At 65.6% G+C, this 14,830-nt stretch carries 16 protein-coding genes; 6 read left to right on the top strand and 10 right to left on the bottom strand.

The window, feature by feature from the left end; genetic code table 11:
* Positions 1-61 precede the first annotated feature (61 nt).
* Complete coding sequence (locus tag BTE28158_RS22680; RefSeq protein ID WP_059604597.1) at positions 62-439, bottom strand: DUF2471 family protein; 378 nt, start codon at positions 437-439, stop codon at positions 62-64.
* Positions 440-569: 130 nt separating this feature from the next.
* The gene (locus tag BTE28158_RS22675) at positions 570-1,181 is read right to left on the bottom strand and encodes a helix-turn-helix domain-containing protein (protein WP_040138960.1); all 612 of its coding nucleotides are present in this window, start codon (positions 1,179-1,181) and stop codon (positions 570-572) included.
* A gap of 161 nt (positions 1,182-1,342) precedes the next feature.
* On the opposite strand from BTE28158_RS22675, the gene BTE28158_RS22670 reads away from it, so the two are divergent.
* Together BTE28158_RS22670 and tdh are read left to right on the top strand one after the other, a co-directional pair.
* Positions 1,343-2,542 (top strand): glycine C-acetyltransferase, encoded by a 1,200-nt coding sequence (locus BTE28158_RS22670; RefSeq protein WP_151048212.1) that lies wholly within the window; start codon positions 1,343-1,345, stop codon positions 2,540-2,542.
* A gap of 13 nt (positions 2,543-2,555) precedes the next feature.
* On the top strand, positions 2,556-3,584 hold the full coding sequence (gene tdh, locus BTE28158_RS22665) for an L-threonine 3-dehydrogenase (protein WP_059529060.1): 1,029 nt from the start codon (positions 2,556-2,558) through the stop codon (positions 3,582-3,584).
* A gap of 524 nt (positions 3,585-4,108) precedes the next feature.
* On the opposite strand, the gene BTE28158_RS22660 is transcribed toward tdh, so the two are convergent.
* A complete protein-coding gene (locus tag BTE28158_RS22660) occupies positions 4,109-4,510 on the bottom strand; it encodes a hypothetical protein (RefSeq protein WP_151048211.1) in 402 nt (133 codons plus the stop codon).
* A complete protein-coding gene (locus tag BTE28158_RS22655) occupies positions 4,507-5,145 on the bottom strand; it encodes a GNAT family N-acetyltransferase (RefSeq protein WP_151048210.1) in 639 nt (212 codons plus the stop codon). The genes BTE28158_RS22660 and BTE28158_RS22655 overlap by 4 nt, the downstream gene beginning before the upstream one ends.
* Positions 5,146-5,336: 191 nt before the next feature.
* Between BTE28158_RS22655 and BTE28158_RS22650 the strand changes: the two genes are divergently transcribed.
* Complete coding sequence (locus BTE28158_RS22650) at positions 5,337-5,951, top strand: TetR/AcrR family transcriptional regulator (protein WP_124901797.1); 615 nt, start codon at positions 5,337-5,339, stop codon at positions 5,949-5,951.
* A 55-nt stretch (positions 5,952-6,006) separates the two neighbouring features.
* Positions 6,007-6,486 carry a nuclear transport factor 2 family protein gene (locus tag BTE28158_RS22645; RefSeq protein ID WP_059604582.1) on the top strand — a complete coding sequence of 160 codons (480 nt, stop codon included), beginning with the start codon at positions 6,007-6,009 and terminating at the stop codon, positions 6,484-6,486.
* Between the two features lie 443 nt (positions 6,487-6,929).
* Here BTE28158_RS22645 and BTE28158_RS22640 read toward each other — a convergent pair whose 3' ends face one another.
* The gene (locus BTE28158_RS22640) at positions 6,930-8,015 is read right to left on the bottom strand and encodes a tartrate dehydrogenase (protein ID WP_151048209.1); all 1,086 of its coding nucleotides are present in this window, start codon (positions 8,013-8,015) and stop codon (positions 6,930-6,932) included.
* 117 nt (positions 8,016-8,132) lie between these two features.
* Here BTE28158_RS22640 and BTE28158_RS22635 point away from each other — a divergent pair, with 117 nt between their 5' ends.
* The gene (locus BTE28158_RS22635) at positions 8,133-9,056 is read left to right on the top strand and encodes a LysR substrate-binding domain-containing protein (RefSeq protein WP_170296401.1); all 924 of its coding nucleotides are present in this window, start codon (positions 8,133-8,135) and stop codon (positions 9,054-9,056) included.
* Between the two features lie 224 nt (positions 9,057-9,280).
* Here the strand turns inward: BTE28158_RS22635 and argC are convergent, their stop codons facing one another.
* Entirely contained in the window at positions 9,281-10,219 is a 939-nt protein-coding gene (argC, locus tag BTE28158_RS22630; RefSeq protein WP_151048207.1) for an N-acetyl-gamma-glutamyl-phosphate reductase, read from the bottom strand.
* Positions 10,220-10,337: 118 nt separating this feature from the next.
* Between argC and BTE28158_RS22625 the strand changes: the two genes are divergently transcribed.
* A complete protein-coding gene (locus BTE28158_RS22625) occupies positions 10,338-11,222 on the top strand; it encodes a LysR family transcriptional regulator (RefSeq protein WP_059604572.1) in 885 nt (294 codons plus the stop codon).
* A gap of 62 nt (positions 11,223-11,284) precedes the next feature.
* Here BTE28158_RS22625 and BTE28158_RS22620 read toward each other — a convergent pair whose 3' ends face one another.
* The 4 genes from BTE28158_RS22620 to BTE28158_RS22605 all read right to left on the bottom strand — a co-directional run bounded on the left by BTE28158_RS22620 (position 11,285) and on the right by BTE28158_RS22605 (position 14,744).
* Positions 11,285-11,749: a hypothetical protein gene (locus BTE28158_RS22620; RefSeq protein WP_059604569.1), complete on the bottom strand. Its 465-nt coding sequence runs from the start codon at positions 11,747-11,749 to the stop codon at positions 11,285-11,287.
* A 60-nt stretch (positions 11,750-11,809) separates the two neighbouring features.
* A complete protein-coding gene (locus BTE28158_RS22615) occupies positions 11,810-13,027 on the bottom strand; it encodes a patatin-like phospholipase family protein (protein ID WP_170296400.1) in 1,218 nt (405 codons plus the stop codon).
* A gap of 129 nt (positions 13,028-13,156) precedes the next feature.
* Entirely contained in the window at positions 13,157-13,942 is a 786-nt protein-coding gene (locus BTE28158_RS22610; RefSeq protein ID WP_151048206.1) for a 3-hydroxybutyrate dehydrogenase, read from the bottom strand.
* A 61-nt stretch (positions 13,943-14,003) separates the two neighbouring features.
* Positions 14,004-14,744, bottom strand: a complete 741-nt coding sequence (locus BTE28158_RS22605) for an acetoacetate decarboxylase (RefSeq protein WP_124627802.1) — start codon at positions 14,742-14,744, stop codon at positions 14,004-14,006.
* Positions 14,745-14,830 lie beyond the last annotated feature (86 nt).

Here is a 14,830-nt window from a genome sequence, read left to right as displayed (position 1 = left end):
CAACGTGGCGGGCAGCAGGATGCGGGAGCCGGCCGCCGTGCCGAACGGCCAGGGCCTGATGTCAGTCACCCCACGCCTTGGATGGGCGATGAATGCGCTCGCTGGGTGCCGCTTCCTGCGATCTGGCCGCCGCTTCATACGCGAGAACCGCGAACGAGAAGACAGCGGGTAGCGCATTCGATCGTCCGAAATCGATCGGATCATCCGTTTCGGGAAAAGTCATGTCCGACGGCCGTTCGAACAGCTGGCGCATGCCGGCTTCGTGCCGACTGGCAAACCCGAGATCCGCGAGTGCCTCGGCTTCGATGGCGTGCAGCAGGCGCCACGACAGCGGGACGCGCTGATGGATGTAGCGCCCGGCTATATGGCGCACAATCAACTCGAGGTCGTGCGCGGCAGCCTTGAAGCTGAGCGCGGCCAAATCTTGTTCTTCTGTCATCGCAGGCTCCTGTCGACCGGAGCGGGCGCCTCGGTGCGGCGGCCCCGGCCAATGCATGGCGGAATGTCCGTATACTGTACAAACATACAGTGTTTTCCGCAACTGGCCTTTCGGCCAGCTATTCGCATCGTCAGCGATGAATCACGATCAGTAGTGCGCGCGCTTCCGCCTTGCCGGGATTGCGGATGGCGTGAGGCGTGTCGGCCGGGTAGCGCGCGGTATCGCCCGCTTTCAGGCGTCGGCTCGCCGCCGCGGCTTCGATTTCCATCGCGCCCTGGAGCACGGTGAGGTGCTCGCGCGTGCCGGGTTCGTGCGCGTTCGACACGAGCGCGCCGCCGCCCGGCAGCGTCAGTTCGTACCACTCGAACTTGCCGGCCAGGTCGATCGGGCCCCATACGCGCAACTGATAGCGGCCGTCGTGGCCGGCGAGCGTCGGGATGTCGTGCGGGCCATCCACGCGGATCGTCTCCGGCGCTTTCGGCTGCGAGAACAGCTCGTCGAGCGTGATGCCGAGCGCATTCGTGAGCCGCCATGCGACCGCGATCGTCGGATTGGCCTTGTCGCGCTCGATCTCGGAGAGCATCGACTTCGATACGCCGGCTGCGCGCGACAGGTCGTCGAGGGTCAGCTTGCGCTCGTTGCGCAGTCGCTGGATCTGCTCGCCGACGCGCGGCGGCGTCACGCCCGGCGGCTGCGGTGCGGCGCCGGCAGGCGTGCGCCGCGACGCGGAGGAACTTGCCATTTGGTTTCCGTTCGCTTAGAGTTGTTCGGTATTTCGAATTCTAGTTCGGAATATCGGATAAATGCGGTCAACCGAACGACCGACTATAACAGTAGCAGGCCGTTGCGCAGCCGCCACGAGCGGCGCGCGGCGGATTGCGAATCCCTGTCAGGAGCTTTGCGATGCGTGATGCCTTTCTCGCCCAGGTGCGCGGGACGCTCGACCAGATCCGCGCGGACGGTTTTTACAAGACCGAGCGCGAGATCGCGAGTCCCCAAGCGGCGGCCGTGCGGCTCGCCAGCGGTGCCGGCGTGCTGAATTTCTGCGCGAACAATTATCTCGGTCTGGCGAACGATCGGCGCCTGATCGCCGCGGCGCAGGCCGGTCTCGACCAGGACGGCTTCGGCATGGCGTCGGTGCGCTTCATCTGCGGCACGCAAACCGTGCACAAGCAACTCGAAAGCGCGTTGGCGTCGTTTCTCGGCACGGAAGACAGCATCCTCTATTCGAGCTGCTTCGATGCGAACGGCGGCCTGTTCGAGACGCTGCTCGACGAGAACGACGCAGTGATCAGCGACGAGCTGAACCACGCGAGCATCATCGACGGTATCCGCCTCTGCAAGGCGAAGCGTTTCCGTTACAAGAACAACGATCTCTCCGATCTCGAGGCGAAGCTGAAGGAAGCCGACGCAGCGGGCGCGCGCCACAAGCTGATCGCGACCGACGGCGTGTTCTCGATGGACGGCATCATCGCCGACCTGAAAGGCATCTGTGACCTCGCCGATCGTTACGGCGCGCTCGTGATGGTCGACGATTCGCACGCGGTCGGCTTCATCGGCGCGCATGGCCGCGGCACGCCCGAGCACTGCGGCGTCGATGGTCGCATCGACATCATTACCGGCACGCTCGGCAAGGCGTTGGGCGGCGCATCGGGCGGCTATGTCGCGGCCCGCCGCGAGGTCGTCGAATTGCTGCGCCAGCGTTCGCGTCCGTACCTGTTCTCGAACACGCTGACGCCGAGCATTGCCGCGGCGTCGCTGAAGGTGCTGGAACTGCTCGGCAGCGAGGAAGGGGCGAAGCTGCGCGAACGCGTGCGCGAGAACGGCGTGCGTTTCCGCGAGCAGATGACCGCCGCGGGTTTCACGCTCGTGCCCGGTGCGCATCCGATCATCCCGGTGATGCTCGGCGACGCGCAGCTTGCGACCAACATGGCCGACAAGTTGCTCGAAGAAGGCGTCTACGTGATCGGCTTCTCGTTCCCGGTCGTGCCGCGCGGTCGCGCACGCATCCGCACGCAGATGAGCGCCGCGCATACGCCTGAACAGATCGATCAGACGGTCGCCGCGTTCGTGCGCGTCGGCAAGTCGCTCGGCATCGTCTGACGGAGGCGCGACCATGAAAGCACTGGCAAAGCTCGAGCGCGGCCCGGGCCTCACGCTCACGCGCGTGAAGCGCCCCGAGGTCGGACACAACGACGTGCTGATCAAGATTCGCCGCACGGCGATCTGCGGCACCGACATCCATATCTGGAAGTGGGACGACTGGGCGCAGAAGACGATTCCCGTACCCATGCACGTCGGCCACGAATACGTCGGGGAGATCGTCGAGATGGGGCAGGAAGTGCGCGGCTTCGCGATCGGCGACCGCGTGTCCGGCGAAGGCCACATCACGTGCGGCTTCTGTCGCAACTGTCGTGCCGGCCGCCGGCATCTGTGCCGCAACACGGTCGGCGTCGGCGTGAATCGAGAGGGCGCGTTCGCCGAGTATCTGGCGATTCCCGCGTTCAACGCGTTCAAGATTCCGCCCGAGATCTCCGACGATCTCGCGTCGATCTTCGATCCGTTCGGCAACGCGACGCATACGGCGCTGTCGTTCAATCTCGTCGGCGAGGACGTGCTGATCACGGGCGCGGGCCCGATCGGCATCATGGCCGTCGCGATCGCGAAGCACGTCGGCGCGCGCAACGTCGTGATCACCGATATCAACGACTACCGGCTCGAACTCGCGCGCAAGATGGGCGCGACGCGCGCGGTCAACGTCGCACGCGAGTCGCTGCGCGACGTGATGGCCGACCTGCACATGACGGAAGGCTTCGACGTCGGCCTCGAGATGTCGGGCGTGCCGAGCGCGTTCACCAGCATGCTCGAGGCGATGAATCACGGCGGCAAGGTTGCGCTGCTCGGCATTCCGCCCGCGCAGACGGCGATCGACTGGAACCAGGTGATCTTCAAGGGGCTAGAGATCAAGGGCATCTACGGGCGCGAGATGTTCGAGACCTGGTACAAGATGGTCGCGATGCTGCAAAGCGGCCTCGATCTGTCGCCGATCATCACGCATCGTTTTGCAGCCGACGATTACGAACAAGGCTTCGCCGCGATGCTGTCCGGTGAAAGCGGTAAGGTGATCCTCGACTGGACGGTCTGAGTGCCGGCGGGGCGGCTCGGCGCGTTTGCCGAGTGCCCCGTTCGTGTCGGCATGAGCGTTTGTCTAGGCAGGGCTGCTTCGAAGAACGCGTGAGGTGAGATTATTCGGGAGCTGTTTGCGTGCCGAATGATGGCCTCGATCGTGCCGTCGTGTGACGCGCAGGCGAGGAATTCAACGACGGCACGGCGTTTCTTCTTGACGATATGAGGGCGATCGCGCTTCGCTGCCGCAGCGCGTATCGATGACATGCAATCACGCATGCATCTCACCCGTCAGCGTCGCGCTCCCGCCCGCACTATCGCGTCGCTCGGCGCGAGTGTCTCTTCCTGCCCTTCCGTTTCGTTTGCCGCGCCTGAATAGCGCCGCCCTGTCGCACCGCCTGCCTGGCCACGGTCTTGCCGTGCTTTCGTGACAGCACGTCACCACGCAACGCCGTCACGGCGCCTTCTTGATGCGTGAGCCGATCAACGACGTGCGAACTCACCTGTCCGCCTGCCAGACCGCATTGATTGGTGCGCTGCCCGCTATCTGATCCGCTCACCGTTCAACCATCGCGGTTCGAGTTGCAGATTCAACACGACGAGCCAGCGTTTTGGGCATTGCGGTGCGATCTCGATCAGTTCGCCATGCTCACCGGACATCGTCACGAGCCCGCGCTTCGCCGCATGCCGATACACGCGGGATGCGTCCGCCTGAAGCCAGAAGCTGACGAGCGCGCACGTGACGAAGCGGAACAGCAGCAACGTCGCGGCTTCCGGCGCGTAGCCGACCGCGACGAGCAGGGCCTCGAACACGAGCGTCAGAAGTTGCGTGACCGCGATCGTGACGACCGTCAGCTTCACCAGCCCGCGCATGCGCAGCGCTGCCCGTGTGCGGGCATGCTTCAGTGCGAGCCGCGCACGATCGTCGTCAGCTTCGTGTTTCATGACGCCGCTCCGGCACGCCGCGTGACATCGATCGACGTCATGTCGGATGCAGGTATCCTCCCGTCCGACACGCCAACGGCCTTGCACAGGATCGCGCTGTCATAGCTGTGTCCTGCAAACCGCATCACGTCGATCAACTGAAACCCTTCGCGTCGATAGAAGTCGACGAGCCGGACAGCCGCATGCGGCGCGTCAAGCGCGAGGTGCGTCGCGCCACGCGCGGCCGCCCGCCGTTGCGCGAACGCGAGCAGCGCTCGGCCGATGCCGCGATCCTGCCAGACCGGATCGACGGCCAACTGGCCGAGCGTCGCGACGCGTCGGCTGCGGTACGGATCGCACCGCGAATCGGGGTCGTGCGGCTGCATCGTGATCGTCGCGACCAGATGCCCGTTACCGAGCGCGACGAAACACTCGCCGGTGAGCATGCGTTCGCGCGTCTCCGACGCCGGCTGGTCGACACCGGGACAGTTGAAGCCTGCGGCGCCGAGCGGCGCGTACGCGCGATGCAGCAACGCGGTCAGCGATTCATACGAATCGCTGCACGGATCGAAACGCCGTACGACGACGCGGCCATCGAGCCGCTTCGCATAAGCTGCATAGGCACGCTTGGCGCGTGCGGATTCCGGTCGCTGCATGATGTCCTTTCGGCCAGACGGGGTGACCGAAGTGTAGTGAGCACCCTGCGCCAGCTTCAAGAAAAAATGTCGTAAACGCCGCCTGCGATGCGCTGCCCGCCACCGAAACCATGCGGCGTTCGGCCCTTCCGACGGCAGGGCCTTTTCACATGGGTGTTGACGTTGGAGAACGATCGTTCTACCGCAAACCCATGAACACACATGATGACTTCTCCGGCGAACCGGCCGTTCGCGATCGACTGCTCGACGCGGCCGAAGCGCTGATCTACTCGGGCGGCATCCACGCCACGGGTGTCGATGCGATCGTGAAGCGATCCGGTGCCGCGCGAAAGAGCTTTTATTCGCAGTTCGAATCGAAGGAGGCGCTGGTTGTCGCCGCCCTCGAGCGGCGCGACGAGCGCTGGATGCGCTGGTTCGTCGATGCCACGCTGGCGCGCGGCAAGTCGCCGCGTGCGCACTTGCTCGGCATGTTCGATGTGCTGCGCGACTGGTTCTCGCAACCCGATTTTCACGGCTGCGCGTTCCTGAACGCGTCCGGCGAGATTGCCGACGCCGACGATCCGATACGCGTCGTCGCGCGTATGCACAAGGCGCGCTTGCTCGCGTTCGTGCGCGAGCGGCTCGACGCGTATGCCGACGACGCCGGCATCGAGCGCCGCGGCCTGGCCCGCATCGCGCGCCAATGGCTGGTGCTGATCGACGGCGCGATCGGCGTCGCGCTCGTCAGCGGCGAAGCGACTGCGGCGCGCGACGCGCGCGCAACCGCCGAGCTCTTGCTCGAAACGGTGTCTCGAGCGTCGAAGTAACGTGTCCCAACCGGCTGCGTTCGTGCGCAGCCCCAACCTTGAACAGGAGCATCCCATGTCCGCTTCCCCGGAAATTCGTCCGCCCGTTCCGCCCTTCACGCTCGATACGGCGCGCCAGAAAGTGCGTGCCGCGGAGGATGCGTGGAACACGCGCGACCCGCAGCGCGTCTCGCTTGCCTATACGCCGCAGAGCCGGTGGCGCAATCGCGCGGAGTTCGTGACGGGCCGCGACGAGATCGTCGGACTGCTGCAGCGGAAATGGACGCGCGAGCTCGACTACCGGCTGATCAAGGAGCTGTGGGCGTTCGGCGGCAATCGCATCGCGGTGCGATTCGCATACGAATGGCATGACGACGCCGGCAACTGGTTCCGCTCATACGGGAACGAAAACTGGGAGTTCGACGAAAACGGCTTGATGGCGCATCGCCACGCGAGCATCAACGACCTGCCGATTCGCGAAGCGGATCGCCTGTACCACTGGCCTCTCGGTCGCCGTCCGGACGATCATCCCGGTCTGTCCGATCTTGGGCTGTGACGTAGCACGATGGCGTCGCGTGGACGCGCTCGATTGTGCATCGAGCGTGACGCCTGTGCTCAACGGTGAGGGAATACGGGAGCCGCGGGTTGAGGTGAGCGTTTTCGGGAGAGGAGGCATTTCGTGCGGGACGGTGTGATTCTTCACGCCCTGCATCTCACCGATCAATCTTCGCAGGAAACGGTCCGGTTGCACTGAGCGAAGCGTTGCTCGCATGCGGATCGAATGCGACATCGGCGGCGCACTTGCTGCATACACGCATGGTGGTGAGATTCAATCGGTGTGTATCGATGTGCGATCCAACTCACCGTTCGTCATCGACATGCACGCATACAGGCGTGCGCGTCGAAATCGGCGAAGGTGCGCGGCAGTCAGTCGTGCTGCTCACCCTTGAGCATGACATCGATCGAACACTTCCGAGCCGCGCGCCTTCGGACGTTCCGTCAGCCGGCGATCCGCGCCGCGATCGCCTCGCCCACTTCCTGCGTCCCCACCTGACCGCCGAGATCGCGCGTGCGCGGCCCGGTGCGCAGCACGTCCTCGATCGCCGCGACGATCGCATCGTGCGCCGCGCGTTCGCGACCCGCGCCGTTGCCGAGGAAGTCGAGCATCATCGCCGCCGACCAGATCATCGCGATCGGGTTCGCGACGTACTGGCCCGCAATGTCCGGCGCGGAGCCGTGCACCGGTTCGAACAGCGACGGAAACGTGCGATCCGGGTTCAGGTTCGCCGACGGCGCGATGCCGATCGTGCCCGTGCAGGCCGGCCCGAGGTCGGACAGGATGTCGCCGAACAGGTTCGACGCGACGACGACGTCGAAGCGGTCAGGCTGCAGCACGAAGCGCGCGCACAGGATGTCGATGTGCTGCTTGTCGACGGCGATCTCGGGATAGCGTTCGCCCATCTCGGCCGCGCGTGCGTCCCACCACGGCATGCTGATCGCGATGCCGTTGCTCTTCGTCGCGACGGTCAGGCGCTTCGCGCGGCGCTGCGCGAGCTCGAACGCGAACTTCAGCACGCGCTCCGTGCCGTGGCGCGTGAAGATCGATTGCTGCATCACCACTTCGCGCTCGGTGCCTTCGAACATCGTGCCGCCGACCGACGAATATTCGCCTTCGGTGTTCTCGCGCACGATCATGAAGTCGATGTCGCCTGCTTTGCGGCCGGCGAGCGGCGACGGCACGCCGTCGAACAGGCGCGCGGGCCGCAGGTTGATGTACTGGTCGAATTCGCGGCGGAATTTCAGCAGCGAACCCCACAGCGAAATGTGATCGGGCACCGTCGCGGGCCAGCCGACCGCACCGAACAGGATCGCATCCATGCCCGTGAGCCGGGCCTTCCAGTCGTCCGGCATCATCTTGCCGTGCTGGGCGTAGTAGTCGCAACTCGCCCAGTCGATCTGCTCGAACTGGAAACGGATGCCGAAGCGCGCCGTCACGGCGTCGAGCACGCGCAGGCCCTCGGGCATCACTTCACGGCCGATGCCGTCACCGGGGATGACGGCAATCTTGTACGTCTTGTCGCTCATGCAAGCCTCCTTGGCTGATCGGGCCGCCGGCAGCGTGCGCAGCGGTACACGACGCCATTTTATTTATTTCCATTCAGATTAAAATCGTGCGAAAGGTTAATCGACTTTCCACGAATCGTGAACAAATCGCCGAATCTCGACGACCTGCGCGTCTTCAGCCTGGTCGTCCGCCTGACGAGCTTCAGCGCGGCGGCCGAGCAGCTCGCGGTATCGCCCGCATATGTGAGCAAGCGCATCGCGCTGCTCGAGGCGCAGCTCGGCACGCGGCTGCTGCATCGCTCGACGCGCCGCGTGACGGTCACGGAGGCCGGCGAACGCGTGTTCGCGCGTGCCGAGAAGATTCTCGATGACGTCGACCATCTCGTCGAGGACGTGTCGACCACGCGCACGGTGCCGCGCGGCACGCTGCGCATATCGAGCAGCTTCGGCTTCGGCCGTCATGTCGTCGCGCCGGCGTTGCTCGACTTCTCCGCGCGTTATCCGCAGCTGAACGTGCGGCTCGATCTGTTCGACCGGCTCGTCGACGTCGCGGGCGAAGGCTACGACCTCGACGTGCGCATCGGCGACGAGATCGCCGATCACCTGATCGCTCGCCGCCTTGCCGTGAACTATCGCGTGCTGTGCGCGTCGCCCGACTATCTCGCACGGCGCGGCACGCCGCGCACGCTCGCGGATCTCGCATCGCACGACTGCCTCGCGATCAAGGAGCGCGACCATCCGTTCGGCGTCTGGCGGCTGAACCTGCGCGGAGAAACGGCAACGGTGAAGGTCGGCGGCGCGCTGTCGACGAACCACGGCGAGGTGGCCGTGCAATGGGCGCTGGCCGGGCGCGGGATCGTGCTGCGCTCGATCTGGGAAGCGGGGCCACTGATCGAACGCGGCGCGCTGCGTCGCGTGCTGTCGGACGTGATTCAGCCGGCGAACATCTGGGCTGTGTATCCGGAACGCGTCGCGGCTTCGGCGAAAGTGCGCGTGTGCGTCGATTTTCTCGCGGAGGCGCTTGCCGGGTTGAATGCCGCGGCGGGTGACGATGCGGCCTGAAATCGGCCAAAGGTGAGCTTTTACGGGGGCATGTAAGAAGCGTCGGCCAAGGCCCGTTGACGGCTCGCAACCGCGTCGCGAGCCGGTAGCGTGCCGCAGGCACCGACGCACCGACGCACCGACGCACCGACGCACCGACGCACCGACGCACCGACGCACCGACGCACCGACGCACCGGCGGCCGCGATGCGCCGGGCCGGCCGATGATGTTGGCCGCCTGGGGCTTACGCCGCTTTCGCCGCACCGAGCATCAGATCGAGGTTCTGCACGGCCGCGCCGGATGCCCCTTTGCCGAGATTGTCGAACACGGCGGACAGCAGCACCTGGCCGTGCTCGGCATTCACGAACACGCCAAGCCGCAGGTCGTTCGTACCGTTCAGCGCTTGCGGATCGAGATGCGTGATCGTGCGCGTATCCGCGAGCGGCGTGACCTCGACGTGGCGCGCGTCGGCGTAATGGTGCGCGAGACACGCATGCAGCAACTCACCGGTCACGCCGGCCGGGAGAAGGCGCAGCTCGATCGGCACGGTCAGCACGATGCCTTGCCGATAGGCGCCGTAAGCCGGCACGAACAGCGGACGATGCGCGAGCCCCGCGTGCAGCTGGATCTCGGGCACGTGCTTGTGCGCGAGCGCGAGGCCGTAGACCTGCAGCGGTTTCGTGCGTGCGGCCCCGTTCGATTCGAATTCGTCGACGGCGGTCCGGCCGCCGCCCGAGTAACCGGACACGGCATGGATGCTCGCCGGGTAGTCGCGTGGCAGCAGGCCAGCTTGTTGCAGCGGCCGGAGCAGGCTGATCGCGCCCGTCGGATAGCAGCCCGGATTGGTGACGCGCCGCGCGTGCGCGATCGTCTGCGCATGTCCGTGGACCATCTCGGGAAAACCGTAGACCCATTCCGGATCGGTGCGATGGGCCGAGCTCGCGTCGATCACGCGTACCGCCGGATTCCGGATGAAGCCGACTGCTTCGCGCGCGGCGGCGTCGGGCAGGCACAGAATCGCGATATCGGATGCGTTGATCGCTTCGCTGCGCCGCGCGGGGTTCTTGCGCTCGGCATCCGGCAGCGTGAGGAGCCGCAGATCGGTGCGATCCCGCAGGCGCTCGTGGATCAGCAGTCCGGTCGTACCTTGGTCGCCGTCGATGTAGACAGTGGAGAGGCTCATGATGGTCGCGTTTCTCGCTTCGGACGTCGGGAAAGCCGTATCGTCCATCGAACGCCTAGAATAGGAAAAGTTGAATTTCCTGATTGCGAAATTCAGATTTCCTGAACGAGAGGTGGGAATGCGCGAGATCAGTCTGGATCGACTGCGTACGCTGGTCGCGATCGCCGACCAGGGATCCTTCGTGGCCGCCGCGCAACTGCTTCATCTTGCGCCGCCGACGGTCAGCCTTCATGTCGCCGAGCTCGAAAGCCGCATCGGTGCGCCGTTGCTGTCGCGCACACGCGGCAACGTGCAGCCGTCGACCATCGGTGCGGTGCTGGTGGAGCGGGCGCGCCGTCTGCTGGCCGAGGTCGAGTCGACTCTCGACGACGTGGAGCGACAAGTGCAGGGGCTGACCGGGCGCGTGCGTCTCGGCGCATCGACCGGGGCGATCGCCCATCTGTTGCCGCAGGCGGTGGCCCGGCTGCGCGAGCGGCATCCGGACATCGATGTTCAGATCGCCGTGCTCACGTCGCACGACACACTGGCGCGCATTGCGCAGGGCACGCTCGACGTCGGACTGGTGGCGTTGCCACAGCCGGCGGTCGCGGGGCTCTCGATCCGCGCGTGGCGGCGCGATCCGGTGCTGGCCTTTCTACCTGCGGCCTGGCGGCTTCCGGCGCGTGTGACGCCGGCCTATCTGGCCGCGCGTCCGCTGATTCTTAACGATGCGACTACCCGCCTGTCGCGGCTCACCGCGGAATGGTTCGCGCTCGGTGGCCACCGCCCCGAGCCGCGCATCGAACTCAACTACAACGATGCGATCAAGAGTCTGGTCGCTGCAGGCTACGGCGCGACGCTGCTGCCGCACGAGGCGGGTGCCCCGTTGCCGGATGCACGTATCGTCATGCGGCCGCTGCGTCCGGCGTTGTGGCGCGAACTGGGCATCGCCCATCGGGCCGGCCCGGTCGAGCGGTCGACCCAGCACGTGCTCGACGCGTTATGGGCGCTCGGCGCGCGCTAGAAAGCAGCGGGCGTCATGCGTCGTGCGCGGCCGTGCCGGCGTCGGCACGCGGTAGTGGCCCGTTACAGCCGGCTGTCCCTCGCGAGCATCAGCACGCGCGCCCAGCGCCGCGCATCGTGCTTGTCCATCATCGGCAGCTTCCATTCACCGCGTGCGGCGTCACGCACACGCACGACCAGATGCCAGCGGCCGTCGATCGGCTCGGCTTCGCAGCCGTCGAGCTGCGACAACGTATAGCGGCCGTCCGCACCGTCGTGCGACAGCCACAGCAGCCCCTGCGTCGCGGACACGCGCACGTCGCCCCACTCGCGATGCACGACGTGGGTCCAGCCTTGTTCCTTCGCGTTCGGTGCGATGTCGCGACGGCGCTTGATCCACCACGCGATCAGCGCGATCAGGATCGCGGCGGCGAACAAGGCGGCCGCGATCGCGACCGGCTGGCCGAACTGCGCGGCGATGACGTGAAACAGATGAACCGCGCCCCATCCCACGGCGATGAGCGCGAACAGTGCAATGAAAATCGGCATGTCGAATCGGAAAGGAGGGTGGACCGGCGCAGGCAGCGCGCCGGTCCGTCGCACGCGGCATTACCGGCGGCGGTGAATGTCGTGCGTGACGAAGCCTGCGTCGTTGGCGGGCAGCGCGAGGCCGTCCTTGACCGCGAGCGTCTTGCGGATGTCGTCGAGACCCGCGCTCCAGTGGTCGCGCATCGTCGACAGACCGAACTGATAGTCCTTGTAGTGGTGCTCGTACGCCTTCTGCTGATAGATCAGGTGCTGGATGTTGTACTTCTTCCCGCTCGACATCGCTTCAGCCTCGACGCACCACGGGTCGCTCTTGCGCTGCTCCTCCGGCACCTGCTCGAGCACGTGGCGCAGCACGTTGCGGTAGCGCTGTTCGCGCTGCAGCGTGTCGGTGACGAAACGTGTGCGGCTCGAATACTGCACGTCTTTCGTGCGTTCCGCGACGTCGGCCATCGTGCGCGGCAGCGGCCCGCGTGCGCTCCACAGGTCGACCTGGAACGCGAGCGTGTCGCGTCGCGGACGCGCGCTCAGCACTTCCATCAGCGGCGTGTTCGACACGACGCCGCCGTCCCAGTAGTATTCGCCGTCGATCTCGACCGGCGGGAACGCGGGCGGCAGCGCGCCGGACGCCATGAAGTGCTCGGGCGCGAGGCGGATGCGCGAGTTGTCGAAGTACACGAAGTTGCCCGTGCCGACGTTGACCGCGCCGACCGACACGCGCGTCTCGCCCGAGTTGATCCGGTCGAAATCGCACAGCCTGAGCAGCGTCGCGCGCAGCTGCGACGTGTCGTACCAGCTGATCTTTTCCGGATGATCGGACACGCCCGGCAGCGGCGGCGGCAAGCGCGGCACGAAGAAGCCCTGCTGGCCCTGCATCATCGCGCTCGCGGCCTGCGACGCGGTGAAGAACGTGCGGATCTGGTCGATGCTGTTGAACAGCGCGAACTCGAATGCGGCCGGAATTGCGGGAAAGAATGCCGGCTGGCAGATCGTTTCCCAGAATTCGCGCAGCCGTTCGACACGATGTTCGGGCGCATTGCCGGCGATCAGCGCGGTGTTGAGCGCGCCGATCGAGATGCCGGCGATCCAGTCGAGCGGAACGCCGGCTTCGTGCAGCCCTTCGAACACGCCGGCCTGATACGCGCCGAGCGCGCCGCCGCCCTGCAGGACGAGCGCGATCGTTTCGTATGGCAGCGACCGCGCAGCGGCCGGCGCGCCGGCTTCGTGTTGCAGGTCCGCCGCATCGACGGCCTGCTTTTCTGTACGCGCGTGCGGTTTCATCAGTTGCTCCGAGAAATCCCGCCGTAGATGGCGGAGACGGATGGCATACCGTCGAGCGACGGTGCGCCATCGTGAGTCGTGAGAATGGATGTGGTGCGGGAATCGCCCCCCGTCAGGGAGGCGAGGACGTTACTGCATGAACCAGCCGTGGCTGACGACGAACGACTGGCCCGTGAGCGCGGCGCTCGGGAACGCCGACAGGAACAGCACCGTCTGCGCGACGTCCTGCACCGTCGTGAACACGCCGTCGACCGTGTTGCCGAGCATCACCTTCTTCACCACTTCCTCTTCGCTGATCCCGAGTTCCTTCGCCTGCTCCGGAATCTGCTTGTCGACCAGCGGTGTGCGCACGAAGCCCGGACACACGACGTGCGAGCGCACGTTGTGCTTCGCGCCTTCCTTCGCCAGCACGCGCGCGAGACCGAGCAGCCCGTGCTTGGCCGTCACGTACGCCGACTTCAGCGGCGACGCTTCGTGCGAGTGCACCGAGCCCATGTAGATCACGACGCCGCCGCGATCGTCCTTGTACATGTGCTTGAGCGCGGCCTTGGTCGTCAGGAACGCGCCGTCGACGTGGATCGCCTGCATCTTCTTCCAGTCGGCGAACGAATAGTTTTCGATCGGGTTGACGATCTGGATGCCCGCGTTCGACACGAGGATGTCGACCGAGCCGAACGTTTCGGCCACCTTGTCGATACCGCTGTTGACCGCTTCCTCGCTGGTCACGTCCATCGCGACGCCGATCGCCTTGCCGCCTGCCTTGTTGATCTCGTCGGCGACCGCATTTGCGCCGTCCTGGTTCAGGTCGGCGATCGCGACCGCTGCGCCCACCTTCGCGAGCTCGAGTGCGATTTCCTTGCCGATGCCGCTTGCGGCGCCCGTGACGACTGCGGTCTTGCCATTCAGGTTGCTCATTTCGAATTTCCCGTGGTGAAAGGATTGACAGGGAGAAAGGACTGCGGACGTGTTACCGAGGTTACTGAGCGAGGTAATCGTAGACGACTTCGCCGAGGCCGAGTGTCAAATCCGCGACGAGGTGGCGCGCTTCGACGATCTCGAGTACCGGCAGGTCGGCCACCGGCGCGAGTGCGTGCGGTGCCAGTTCGAGCGAGGCGGGGCCCGTCCACGCACCCTTCATCTTGATGTCCTGCATGTAGTAGCGCACCAGTTCGCATACGCGTGCGGTGCCGTCGACGTGCGGGATGATCTTGAGCAGGAAGTTCGGGCCGGCGAGACGCTTCGTCTGCTCGTCGATGTCGAGTTCCTTGTGCTTGTAGCCCATCGTGCCGGTCGCGACGCGCACCTTGCCGTAGTCGAGCGTGCCCAGGATGTGATCGGTGTTCACGTGCAGCGTGGGCGACGCGAGTTTCTTCGGGAAACCCCACAGCTCGCGGCCGCCGGCGATCGGCGGGTGATCGTCGAGATACATCGCGAGCGTGTAGCCGCCGGCCTGGCCGTTGTACTCGACGGGGATCACCTGGCCGCTTTCCGTGTAGTCGCCGAAGCCGGTCGAATCGGCCATGCGAATGAATTCGTAATGGACGAGCGGCTCGATGACCTGCAGTGGCTCGGGCACGATTTCACGCAGACGATCCGGATCGGTGCGATACGTGATGATCAGAAACTCACGATCGACGAAACGGTACGGGCCCATCGGAAAGGCGGGGCTGGTCAACGGCATCGCAAACGCTTTCGATCGGACATCGCTGGGTTTCATGCGGACTCCTTGTTGTTGATCGCTTCGTGGATGAGTGCTCGTAAGCTCGTAATCCTATGCCTGTGCGTTGCCGTTGTGCGATGCCG

Origin of the sequence: Burkholderia diffusa, from assembly GCF_902499115.1 — a bacterium.
Taxonomy (GTDB): domain Bacteria; phylum Pseudomonadota; class Gammaproteobacteria; order Burkholderiales; family Burkholderiaceae; genus Burkholderia; species Burkholderia diffusa.
This window is presented reverse-complemented; position numbering and strand designations above follow the sequence as displayed.

Bases quoted from the DNA above. Each gene is read 5' to 3' on its own strand.
- BTE28158_RS22680 (WP_059604597.1), bottom strand. From the start codon at position 439: ATGACAGAAGAACAAGATTTGGCCGCGCTCAGCTTCAAGGCTGCCGCG.
- BTE28158_RS22675 (WP_040138960.1), bottom strand. From the start codon at position 1,181: ATGGCAAGTTCCTCCGCGTCGCGGCGCACGCCTGCCGGCGCCGCACCG.
- BTE28158_RS22670 (WP_151048212.1), top strand. From the start codon at position 1,343: ATGCGTGATGCCTTTCTCGCCCAGGTGCGCGGGACGCTCGACCAGATC.
- tdh (WP_059529060.1), top strand. From the start codon at position 2,556: ATGAAAGCACTGGCAAAGCTCGAGCGCGGCCCGGGCCTCACGCTCACG.
- BTE28158_RS22660 (WP_151048211.1), bottom strand. From the start codon at position 4,510: ATGAAACACGAAGCTGACGACGATCGTGCGCGGCTCGCACTGAAGCAT.
- BTE28158_RS22655 (WP_151048210.1), bottom strand. From the start codon at position 5,145: ATGCAGCGACCGGAATCCGCACGCGCCAAGCGTGCCTATGCAGCTTAT.
- BTE28158_RS22650 (WP_124901797.1), top strand. From the start codon at position 5,337: ATGAACACACATGATGACTTCTCCGGCGAACCGGCCGTTCGCGATCGA.
- BTE28158_RS22645 (WP_059604582.1), top strand. From the start codon at position 6,007: ATGTCCGCTTCCCCGGAAATTCGTCCGCCCGTTCCGCCCTTCACGCTC.
- BTE28158_RS22640 (WP_151048209.1), bottom strand. From the start codon at position 8,015: ATGAGCGACAAGACGTACAAGATTGCCGTCATCCCCGGTGACGGCATC.
- argC (WP_151048207.1), bottom strand. From the start codon at position 10,219: ATGAGCCTCTCCACTGTCTACATCGACGGCGACCAAGGTACGACCGGA.
- BTE28158_RS22625 (WP_059604572.1), top strand. From the start codon at position 10,338: ATGCGCGAGATCAGTCTGGATCGACTGCGTACGCTGGTCGCGATCGCC.
- BTE28158_RS22620 (WP_059604569.1), bottom strand. From the start codon at position 11,749: ATGCCGATTTTCATTGCACTGTTCGCGCTCATCGCCGTGGGATGGGGC.
- BTE28158_RS22615 (WP_170296400.1), bottom strand. From the start codon at position 13,027: ATGAAACCGCACGCGCGTACAGAAAAGCAGGCCGTCGATGCGGCGGAC.
- BTE28158_RS22610 (WP_151048206.1), bottom strand. From the start codon at position 13,942: ATGAGCAACCTGAATGGCAAGACCGCAGTCGTCACGGGCGCCGCAAGC.
- BTE28158_RS22605 (WP_124627802.1), bottom strand. From the start codon at position 14,744: ATGAAACCCAGCGATGTCCGATCGAAAGCGTTTGCGATGCCGTTGACC.